Genomic DNA, 9,559 nt, shown 5'->3' with positions numbered 1-9,559 from the left:
GCCCGCTACGGAAAAGGTCGAAGAGCGTAGTCCCACTACGCTCATCGACCTTTTCCTTCCGGATCGCATCACCTGGGAGCGACGCAGGCCGTGACCCGGTGAGAAATGCGGGCTAGAGCTTTGATCCGAGCCCAACTTTGACGTATGTCAAGCTGGACCGCGGTGGCAATGAGAAGCAACCGCCAGCCAAAAACTTGACCGCTTCGCTGATTTGCGGAACCCTGACCGCCCTCAACCGTCCTCCACCGTCCTGTGCAACCACTGGCCCAAAGCATGAGTTCCGCCGACGTCGATATTCGTGCTGTGCAATCCTTGATCACCCTGTTCGGTGCTGAAAAGACCGGCCATCACATCCGGGCCTTTTGCCTTCGCGTCGAGGAGCTGCTGCCTGGGTTGGCCGGAGATGTCGGCCACGGCGACCTCGACCAGTTGCGCCGCACGGCCCATGATCTCAACAGCACCGCCGGGCACCTCGGCTTCAGCGGCTTCAGCCGTCTGGCCGAGCGCGTCGAATGCGCCGCCCGCGATGGAAACCGCGAACTGGCGCTGAGCGAGGCCAAGGGGCTGGCGCCCGGCTATGCCGCGGCCCGGGCCAGCCTGCATAGCCGTTTCCCCGATCTCGTCCCCGATCGTGTCCCTGGTGGAGAGCAACCATGAGCGCCGGTGACGACACTGCCCGGGCCGATCTTGGCCTCGTCCTCGAGGCGGCCAAGCGCATCGTGGTCTTCTCGGGCGCCGGCATCAGCACCGAATCCGGCATTCCCGATTTCCGCAGCCCCGGCGGCATCTGGAGCAAGTACCAGCCCATCGACTTTCGCGACTTCGTGGCCTCGGAAGAGGCCCGGCGCGAATCCTGGCGTCGCAAGTTCGCCACCGAGGAAACCTTCGCCAAGGCCGAACCCAACCGCGGCCACCGGGCGGTGGCGGCGCTGGTCGAGCGGGGCCAAGCGAGCAGTGTCGTCACCCAGAACGTCGACGGCCTGCACCAGCGCTCGGGCGTGCCCGAGGCCAAGGTCATCGAACTTCACGGCAATGCCACCTACGCCAGTTGCCTGGAATGCCACAGCCGCTATGACCTCGATCCCATCCGTGCCGCCTTCCAGGACGACGAGACTCTGCCCGTCTGCGCCGGCTGCGGCGGCACCGTCAAGACGGCGACCATCTCGTTCGGCCAGGCCATGCCCGAGGAGGCCATGCGCCGGGCCGAGCTCGAGACCCTGGCCTGCGACCTCTTTCTCGTCGTCGGCTCGTCGCTGGTGGTTTATCCGGCGGCCAGCTTCCCCGCCTTGGCCAAGCAGAACGGCGCCACCCTGATCATCCTCAACCGCCAGGCCACGCCGCATGACGATATCGCCGATTTGCTGCTGGCCAGCGAGATCGGCGACACCCTGGGCCCCGCTGTCGGGGTTGATTGAGAAGTTTTTTTGACCCTTACCGCGCAAGCGCGGACTCTTGTAGTCCCTCACCGGGCGGGCGCATCCGCGGAGTTTAGTAGACCCTCACCGGGCGGGCGCATCCGCGCCCTTGGCCTCCGCCCCCCTAGAGGGGGTCGGCTTAGCGCCGCCGCCACAGGCGGTTTTTTTTGTGCTTTGTCATTTAGTGCAACGGGAGCAACGCGACCCGCCGCTCCTGCGGCGCGCCCGCGCAGGCAGCGGAGCCGCCGTGAGCGACAAAAAGCCAACGGGAGCGACCGCGACCCGCCGCTACTGCGGCGCGCCCGCGCAGGCAGCGGAGCGCAGCGGAGCCGCCGTGAGCGACAAGAATCCCGGATCTCATGACATGAGATCCGGGCTAGCAGCAGTCTCTGCAGTCTGCTGCTAACGCACTGAAATTATTAACTTAAATATGCTTTTCTTGGTATTCTGAGGGGCCGGGCGAAAACCCGCCCGGGCCCCCGCGAAGGCCGGAAAGGAGATGTCGATGACTGCTCAACAGGACCGCGCCGTCGGCCTTCAGCTCAGCGGCTATCGTCTGGCCACGGCCGAGATCACCTACCGCCTGCCGGACCACCCCGACCTATTGCAAACCTACGTCTGGCAGGATTACGACCTGGTGCCGCGCTTTCCCCGACTATGCAAGTTCCTCGGCTTTTGGCGCCAGAGCCTGGATGGGCCGCTGCACTCGGTGCGGGTTTGCAGCACCAGGCTGCTGCGGCCGGCCGAGCTGCGCCTGGTGGGCAACCAGCTGACCTTGCACTGAGCGCGGCTGGTTACAAATTCTCCTGCACCGCCTGGGCGATGTCATGGGCGGCGGCGACGCTGGCCTCGTCGTCGGCGTGGATGGCGCGTTGCAGGGCCAGCGACAGTTGCGCCAGCAAGTTGACGTCGCGCAGCCGGGGTTTGGCGGGCTGCTTGGCGAGCTCCCTGGAGACGCCGAGCAGCGAGCTGCAAAGCTCGCCCTGATGGGCGTACTTGGTGTCGGTAATACGCAGCATCAGGTCCATGGCCAGGGACTGCAGCTTGGCGATGTGGGCCACCATATCGCGGCCTTGACCGAACTCGCGGAAATGCTCCGCGATGCGCTTGGTCAGGTAGCCGATCTGGTAGGCATGACGTTCCACCTTCTGCTCCTGGATCATCACCATGGCGGCGGCGAAGGGCACGGCATCGGGCAAGCCGGTGACGGTGCGGCGCAGCGCATTGGGTACCGCTATCAGCGGGATCTCCTGGCCGTTGCGCATGTCGTCCTCGCCGCGCCGGTCGGGGCCGACGTAGTCGGTGGTGACGACGAAGGGCTTGCGCCTCTCGATCACGGTTTCGATGGCGCTGCGGAAGCGCTGCTCCCAGGCCGGCTGGGTGAGCAGGCCGTCGGCGCCGCTGTTGGCGGCCCGGCTCACCTTGTCGGGTGTTGCCTTCCAGGTGAAGCCGAGAACCGGCGTGAAGGGGTCGCGGCCGAGACCGCCGTGGCGCAGCGTGTTGATCATCTCGAAGGTGTCGCCACCGTCGAAGTCGACCTCGCTGACCAGGAGGTCGACGTCGGTGGCATGCAGGAACTCCTGCAGCGAGCCGGCGTCGCGGCGCACTTCGATCTCGCGAAAGCCAATATCGCGCAGGATGCCGCGCACCGAGGTCAGTGAATCGCTCTTGATATCGCCGATCGCCACCCGGGATTTGTCGTAACTGTGATTATGCATTGGCGCATCCATCGGCTGGGCTGTGCTTTTTGCTTGGCTGCCATGGATAACCGCAAGCCGTGAAGATTTACTGAATCGGGGTGGTGGTTTTATTGCGGGTGGCCGGGATCAATCTTGAAATGCTCTGAATCTCAGCGCTCGGTGAGCTTGAATTCGATGCGGCGGTTGCGCCGGTGCGCTATTTCGTCGTCGCGGTCGTCGAGCGGCTGGAACTCGCCGAAGCCGGTGGCGGCCAGGCGGTTGGGCGGGATGCCGGCGGCGATCAAGTGCTTGACCACCGAGGTGGCGCGGCCGGTGGAAAGTTCCCAATTCGAGGGAAAGCGCGGCGTGACGATGGGAATGCGGTCGGTATGGCCGTCAACACGCAGCACCCAGTTGACCTCTTCGGGGATCTTGGGCGTTATCTCCAGCAGGGTGGCCGCGAGCTGGCCGAGCTGGGCCTGGCCTTCGAGGCCGAGCTCGGACGAGCCCGATTCGAACAGCACCTCGGATTGGAAGACGAAGCGGTCGCCGACAATGTGGATGTCGCGGCGCTGGCCCAGCACCTCGCGCAGCTTGCCGAAGAATTCCGAGCGGTAGCGCGACAGCTCCTCGACCTTGCGGGCCAGCGCGGCATTCAGGCGCTGGCCCAGGTTGGTGATCTGGCTGCGCTGCTCGCGGTCCTTGGCTTCCGAGGCTTCGAGGGCGGCCTCCAGGCGGCTCAATTGGGCTCGCAACGCCGCGATCTGGCTCGACAGCAGCGCCACCTGGCGGCGCGCCGAGCGCGACAGGTCGCGCTCGTCCTCGAGCTCGGAATCGCGGGAGTTGAGCAACGCCTGGAGTTCGGAAAGCCGGATGTCGCGATCACCAATGGTCTTCTGGGCCAGCGCCGTGCGTTCCTGCTCGCTGGCCAGCTCGGCCGCCAGTTCCCGCGACTTGTCGCGCAGCTGCGAGAGGTCGCGTTGCGAGCTTTCCAGCCGGCCGGCCAAATCCGCCACCTTGGCCTCGAGCCCCTGGCGCACCTTGCGCAAGGCCCCGATGTCGCGCTTCAGGCGTTCGATGTCGGCCAACTGGGCCTTGATGGTCTGGCGGTCGACCTCGGTCGCCTGTTCGGCCGCCGCCAGCCGGGCCCGGGTGTCGTCGAGCTGGTTCGTGCTCTCGTCGAGCTTCAGAACCAACTCGTCGTGCGCCTTGTTGGCGTCCTGCAGCGAGCTTGAAAGCTGGGCCACGTTGAGCCTGAGGTCGGCGTTGGCCTGGCGCTCCAGCGACAGCAGATCAGCGAGCTCGGCGACCTGTTGGTTGAGCCGCTCCAGGGCCTCCTCGCGACCCGACAGCGCCTGGCTGAGGAAGAAATGCGTCAGCATGAAGACGCTTAGCAGGAAGATGATGACCAGCAGCAGCGAGGTCAGGGCGTCGACGAAGCCCGGCCAGGTATTGTCGCTGCGGCGGCTGCGCGAGGCGATCGCCAAGGGGACTACTGACGGCCGTCGCCGCCCGAGGCCGCAATGGTCCGGGCCAGCAGCTTGATTTCGCTGCGCAGCGCCTGGACCACCTCGTCACGGGCCTGCGCCGATTCTTCCAGCAGCCGCATGACGTAGACGTCGAGGTTGCGCAGGTGCGAGCGGCTGGACTCGTCGAGGCTGACGACGGCGGCCCGCTCAGCGGCCTCGCCAAGGCGTTGCAGCACCGGTTTCATTTCCTGCTGCGCCTCGATCAGCTTGATCATCAGGTCCTGCTCCGAACGCATCTGGTCGGTCAGCGTCGCCAGCTTGTCCGAAAGTGAGAGCAGCGTCGTGTTGGACGAGGCGCGGCCGTCCTCGCTGCGTCCGATCATGCGTTGCAGGTTGTCGAGGCTCTCGGCGGTCTGTTCCAGGAGCGCACTGACGTAGGCCGGCACCGACTGGTCGCCGTCGCCGAATCCGCCGGTGCCGAGCCGGGTCAAGCTCGACAGCCATTCCTCGAGGTCGTTATAGAAGCGGTTCTGGGCCTGGCCCGCCTGCAAATCGAGAAAACCCAGCACCAGCGACCCGGCGAGGCCGAAGAGCGACGACGAGAAGGCCGTTCCCATGCCCGTCAGCGGCGCCTCGAGGCCTGCCTTGAGGCTGCCGAATAACGCCGCGAAGTCGCCGCCCTCGCCACTCAGTCCGCGGATCGTCGAGCCCACCGCGTTGATCGTGTCCAGAAGCCCCCAGAAGGTGCCCAGGAGGCCCAGGAAGATCAGCAGGCCAATCAAATATCGCGCCGTCTCGCGGGCCTCGTCGAGGCGCGAGGCGATGCCGTCGAGCAGCGAGCGCATGGCGTTGGCCGAGAGCGAGAGGCGGTCCGACTGCTCGCCCAGCATGGTGGCCATGGGGCCCAGCATCACCGGCGGGCTTTGGATGCTGAGGCCGGGCTCGCGGCGGCGGTAGGTTTCGATCCAGTCGACCTCGGGCTTGAGCAGGATGACCTGGCGGAAGACGTAGCCGATACCCAACACCAGCACCCCGCCGATCAGGCCGTTGAGCCCGGGATTGGCCATGAAAGCGCGCTCCAGCGGCATGGCCAGCGCGGCGCAAACGCCCAAGACGGCGATGAGAAACAGGATCATGCGGGTGAGAAAGCGCTGCGGCCGGGTCATCCGCACCATCGGCGGGCGCCCACCACGGCCCGCCCCGGCGCTGCCCGGGCTGCCGGTTGAGGGCTGGTCGGTCACCGTTTCAACAGAATGATGTCGACCCGTTCAGCGGGCCCCGTGCCCCCCGACTTGCCCAGCGCCCGGACGTCGATGCGGGTGCTCCTGAGGCCCTCGGCGATAAGGAACGAGCGCACCGCCAGCGCTCGCGACAGCGAAAGGCGCCGGGCCGAGCTGGCGGTTTCGGCGCTGCCGCCGGCAAAGGCCTTGAGCTGCAGGCGCGCCTTGCCCGAGCCCAGCTCGTCGGCCAGGGCCGCCAGGCGGTCCTTGGCGGCGCTGCTCAAGCGGGTGCTGGCGCCGGCGAACTCGATGCGCATGTGCGGGCCGTCCTTCCCCGGTCGGGTGGCCGGCCGCAACGAGGCAACCTTGTCCTTGGGCGGGGCCGTGACAACAGACGGGGCGGCTGGCGGGGCCGGCGCTGCCACCGGCTTCACCGGGGCCGGCTGGGCCATGGCAGGCGGCGCCTTTTCGATCTTTGCCGGGGCCGGCGGTGGGGCTGGCGGCGGCGGCGGTGGGGGCGGCGGTGCCTGGCGGGGTTTTGCCGGGGCCGGGGGCGCCTTCTTCTCGATGCGGCGCGGTGCCGCCGGCGCTTCTTTCAGCGCCGCCAGCGGTGCCGAGCGCACTTGAGGCCGGGCCGCTGCGCGGGAGGGCGCCCGGGCCAGGCGGCGGCCGGCTGCCTCGGTTTGGCGCAGCATCGGCCGGCGCAACTTGCCCTGGTGGCCGGCGCCGGCGGCACCGCCCGGCGGGCGCAAGATGATTTGGGCCGCCGCTTCCTGGCCCGGCATTAGCAGCTCTTGGCGCTTGCCGGCCCGGCCGCCATTGTCATCCAGGACGCTGAGGTCGACGACGACGGCGCGCAGCCCGCTGCCGCCGATCACCACCGTGTCCTGAGCGGCGGCGGGAGCCAGGGTGCAGAGGCCAACAACGCCCGCGACGGCCACGACGGCGGTAAACAGCCCAAAAAGCCCGCCGACAGCGTTGCTTGGCGCCGGCTGCGGGTCTCTACCAGGGCGTCCGCTGAGCCTTGTCGGGCTGGCCCTGAACTTTTTCAAGCTGACTGGAGTCACGTCCGATTCCGCTGATTCCATGGCCCCGCACCTTAGCTCAGGGGTATGGTGAGAACAACCGGTTTGGCGGCCTATTGCGCAACTGGGTTAGGTGTCGCCGGCCGCGCCCAAGGCCACCAGCAGCGGTCCGTGCAGGTGCTGGTTGGCGACCACCACGCCACCCTTTTCGAGCATCCGCGCGGCGCCCTCGAGATCGCTCACCAGGCCGCCCGCTTCGCGCACCAGAACGATGCCGGCGGCCATGTCCCAGGCTTCGAGGCCACGCTCCCAGAAGCCCTCGTAGCGGCCCGCGGCGACGTAGGCCAGGTCCAGCGACGCGGCGCCGAAGCGCCTGAGGCCGGCGATGCGGGGCAACAGCTGGTGCATTTCGGCCAGGCACTCGTCTTGGCCCTGGCGGCCCTGGTGGGGAATGCCGGTGGCCAGCACCGCTTGATCCAGGCGATGGCGCGCCGAAACCCGCAGGCGGTAGTCATTGAGGTGGGCGCCCTGGCCGCGCTCGGCCCAGAACATCTCGTCGCGCAGGGGATCGTAGACCACGCCGGCGACCAGCTCGCGGTCGCGCTCCAGCGCGATCGAAATGGCGAAATGGGGCAGGCCGTGGAGGAAGTTCGTGGTGCCGTCGAGGGGATCGACGATCCAGCGGTTCGAGGTGTCGGGGCCGGCTATCTCGCCGGCTTCCTCGCTGAGGCAGCAAAAGTTGGGCCGGGCGCGGCGCAATTCCGCCAGCACCACCTGTTCGGCCCGGCGGTCGGCGGCGGAGACGAAATCGGCCGGTCCCTTCTTCGAGACCTGCAGCTTCTCGACCTCGCCGAAGTCGCGCGTCAGGCTGCGTGCCGCCTTCAGGGCGGCGCCGATCATGACGTTGACGAGGGCGGATTTGTGGGCCACGGCGGCGCCTTTTTCTGGCTCAGCGCATGTCAGGATTGATCCCGGCCACCCGCTCCCCCTCCCAACCACCCATCGATAATCCCTGTGGTATCCTGTGGGTGGTTGGGAGGCGGAGCGGGTGGTCGGGCGAATTTGACACCCTCAGCCCTCGGCCCGCTTGGCGTAACTTCCGTCGATGGTATAGACGACGATGCGGTCGCCCACCGAGATGAAGGGCGGCACCATCACTCGCGTGCCGTTTTCCAGCACCGCCGGTTTGTTCGACGAGGCCGCGGTCTGACCCTTGACGGCGGGCTCGGTTTCGCTGACCTCGAGGGTTACGGTCTCGGGCAACTCCACGCGCAGGGCGCTGCCCTCATGGCTTTCGATCATCACCGACATGCCGTCCTGCAGGAAGGCGATGGCCTCGCCCACCAGATGCTTGGCGATCTGCACCTGCTCGTAGCTCTCGTCGTCCATGAAGGTGAGCAGGTTGTCGTCGGCGTAGAGGAACTGATGCTGCTTCTGGTCGAGGCGCACCCGTTCGACGTTTTCCGAGGAGCGGAAGCGTTCGTTGAGCTTGCTGCCGTCGCGCAGGTTCTTGAGCTCCACCTGCAGGTAGGCGCCGCCCTTGCCGGGCTGGGTGTGCTGGATCTTGACCGCCTGCCAAAGTCCTTCGCGGTGCTCGATGACCATGCCCGGGCGGATGGCGTTGCCGTTGATCTTCATAGCAAAGGTCCGGATTGCGGTGGGCCGGGGGGCGATCGGCGCGGACCCTATCAGGTCGCCCCGGCGGATTCAATCGCGCCCGGGGCCGGTCCCGGGCGGCGCGAATTTCGCTTGTCAGGGGGCGGCGATCATGGCAAACGGAATGCCTCGATTTCGGCCACCCGCCAGGAGGGTAACGCGTGACAAAACCGGACTGGGGTGAGAAGCGGGAATGCCAGGAATGTCAGGCCCGGTTCTATGATCTCAAACGCGATCCGATCACCTGTCCCAAGTGCGAGGCCGTGATCCGCATCGAGCCGCCCAAACGGGTGCGCCCGGCGGCCAGAAAAAGGGCCGAAGAAGCCCCCAAGGAAACCGCCATCGCCAAGATCGCGAGCGATGTCGAGAAGAGCGAGGAGGATCTGGCCGACGACGAACTGGTCGAGGTCGAAAGTGACGGCAGCGAAGATAGCGAAGGCGGCGAAGAAGCTGGCGAGAACGACCTCATAGAGGACACCTCGGAACTGGGCCAGGGCGAAGACGTCTCCAAGGTCGTCGACCAGAAGCCCGACGAGGCCGCTGCCGAGGGCTGAAGCCAACGGAATTTATTCTTTTTCCTTGATTTCCCGACGCCGCAACCGAATTATCCCCTGTCCGCGCGAGGACGCGCGGCAACTCCTGGGGCCATAGCTCAGTTGGGAGAGCGCTTGAATGGCATTCAAGAGGTCGGCGGTTCGATTCCGCCTGGCTCCACCAGGTTTAGCCCGCTAACTCAAAGAGTTAGCGGGCTTCCCTTTTTTGTGCGTCGCAACAAATTCCGTTCGGGGGAGCACTGGGGGAGCACGCGGACGCGAAATTCTTAGTAATAACAAGCGGTTGTGGCGTTGCCAGCGAGCCTGCTTTGATTCCTGCCGTCCATCGCGCATGCTCGCAGCATGAGCTTCAAATCCAACTCCGCCCACCAGGACCACGGTCGCGAACCGCTTTCGGGATTGGTCGAACGGGTGACCTTCCACAGCCCGGAAACCGGCTTCTGTGTTATCAGGGTGAAAGTGAAGGGGCATCGCGAACTGGTCACGGTGATCGGATCCGCCGCATCCATTCAACCCGGCGAGTTCATCCAGTGCAGCGGGA

General features: G+C 66.5%; 11 protein-coding genes and 1 tRNA gene. 6 read left to right on the top strand and 6 right to left on the bottom strand.

All coding sequences use genetic code 11. The features are described from left to right. Nucleotides 1–273 precede the first annotated feature (273 nt). The 3 genes from QGG75_20295 (at nt 274) to QGG75_20285 (ending at nt 2,199) form a co-directional block, all read left to right on the top strand. Nucleotides 274–657 (top strand): Hpt domain-containing protein, encoded by a 384-nt coding sequence (locus QGG75_20295; protein ID MDP6069571.1) that lies wholly within the window; start codon nt 274–276, stop codon nt 655–657. After that, complete coding sequence (locus QGG75_20290; GenBank protein ID MDP6069570.1) at nt 654–1,415, top strand: Sir2 family NAD-dependent protein deacetylase; 762 nt, start codon at nt 654–656, stop codon at nt 1,413–1,415. Before QGG75_20295 ends, QGG75_20290 begins: the two co-directional genes overlap by 4 nt. 505 nt (nt 1,416–1,920) lie before the next feature. Next, nucleotides 1,921–2,199, top strand: a complete 279-nt coding sequence (locus QGG75_20285) for a Usg family protein (GenBank protein MDP6069569.1) — start codon at nt 1,921–1,923, stop codon at nt 2,197–2,199. A 10-nt stretch (nt 2,200–2,209) separates the two neighbouring features. On the opposite strand, the gene QGG75_20280 is transcribed toward QGG75_20285, so the two are convergent. The 6 genes from QGG75_20280 to efp all read right to left on the bottom strand — a co-directional run bounded on the left by QGG75_20280 (nt 2,210) and on the right by efp (nt 8,446). Beyond that, nucleotides 2,210–3,133: a hypothetical protein gene (locus QGG75_20280; GenBank protein ID MDP6069568.1), complete on the bottom strand. Its 924-nt coding sequence runs from the start codon at nt 3,131–3,133 to the stop codon at nt 2,210–2,212. 131 nt (nt 3,134–3,264) lie between these two features. Then, a complete protein-coding gene (locus tag QGG75_20275) occupies nt 3,265–4,581 on the bottom strand; it encodes a peptidoglycan -binding protein (protein MDP6069567.1) in 1,317 nt (438 codons plus the stop codon). 5 nt (nt 4,582–4,586) lie between these two features. Further along, entirely contained in the window at nt 4,587–5,729 is a 1,143-nt protein-coding gene (locus QGG75_20270) for a flagellar motor protein MotA (protein ID MDP6069566.1), read from the bottom strand. Nucleotides 5,730–5,800: 71 nt separating this feature from the next. Beyond that, nucleotides 5,801–6,724, bottom strand: a complete 924-nt coding sequence (locus tag QGG75_20265) for an OmpA family protein (protein ID MDP6069565.1) — start codon at nt 6,722–6,724, stop codon at nt 5,801–5,803. A 213-nt stretch (nt 6,725–6,937) separates the two neighbouring features. Further along, nucleotides 6,938–7,738, bottom strand: a complete 801-nt coding sequence (locus QGG75_20260) for an inositol monophosphatase family protein (GenBank protein MDP6069564.1) — start codon at nt 7,736–7,738, stop codon at nt 6,938–6,940. Between the two features lie 141 nt (nt 7,739–7,879). Continuing rightward, a complete protein-coding gene (gene efp, locus QGG75_20255) occupies nt 7,880–8,446 on the bottom strand; it encodes an elongation factor P (GenBank protein MDP6069563.1) in 567 nt (188 codons plus the stop codon). Nucleotides 8,447–8,625: 179 nt separating this feature from the next. On the opposite strand from efp, the gene QGG75_20250 reads away from it, so the two are divergent. From QGG75_20250 to QGG75_20240, 3 genes are all read left to right on the top strand, one after another. Continuing rightward, entirely contained in the window at nt 8,626–9,018 is a 393-nt protein-coding gene (locus QGG75_20250) for a TIGR02300 family protein (GenBank protein ID MDP6069562.1), read from the top strand. A gap of 87 nt (nt 9,019–9,105) precedes the next feature. Next, nucleotides 9,106–9,181: transfer RNA gene (locus QGG75_20245), tRNA-Ala, on the top strand. Between the two features lie 179 nt (nt 9,182–9,360). Next, nucleotides 9,361–9,559, top strand: a 199-nt coding sequence (locus QGG75_20240; protein ID MDP6069561.1) for a hypothetical protein, incomplete at its 3' end; no start/stop codon positions are given.

The sequence above is a fragment of the Alphaproteobacteria bacterium genome (assembly GCA_030740435.1).
GTDB lineage: Bacteria > Pseudomonadota > Alphaproteobacteria > UBA2966 > UBA2966.
The sequence above is the reverse complement of the archived record's forward strand: the minus strand, read 5'-3'. Positions and strand labels throughout refer to the sequence as shown.

What these genes read in the sequence shown, in the direction of transcription:
- QGG75_20280 (MDP6069568.1), bottom strand. Translation starts at nt 3,133, where the DNA reads ATGCATAATCACAGTTACGACAAATCCCGGGTGGCGATCGGCGATATC.
- QGG75_20285 (MDP6069569.1), top strand. Translation starts at nt 1,921, where the DNA reads ATGACTGCTCAACAGGACCGCGCCGTCGGCCTTCAGCTCAGCGGCTAT.
- QGG75_20270 (MDP6069566.1), bottom strand. Translation starts at nt 5,729, where the DNA reads ATGACCCGGCCGCAGCGCTTTCTCACCCGCATGATCCTGTTTCTCATC.
- QGG75_20295 (MDP6069571.1), top strand. Translation starts at nt 274, where the DNA reads ATGAGTTCCGCCGACGTCGATATTCGTGCTGTGCAATCCTTGATCACC.
- QGG75_20290 (MDP6069570.1), top strand. Translation starts at nt 654, where the DNA reads ATGAGCGCCGGTGACGACACTGCCCGGGCCGATCTTGGCCTCGTCCTC.
- efp (MDP6069563.1), bottom strand. Translation starts at nt 8,446, where the DNA reads ATGAAGATCAACGGCAACGCCATCCGCCCGGGCATGGTCATCGAGCAC.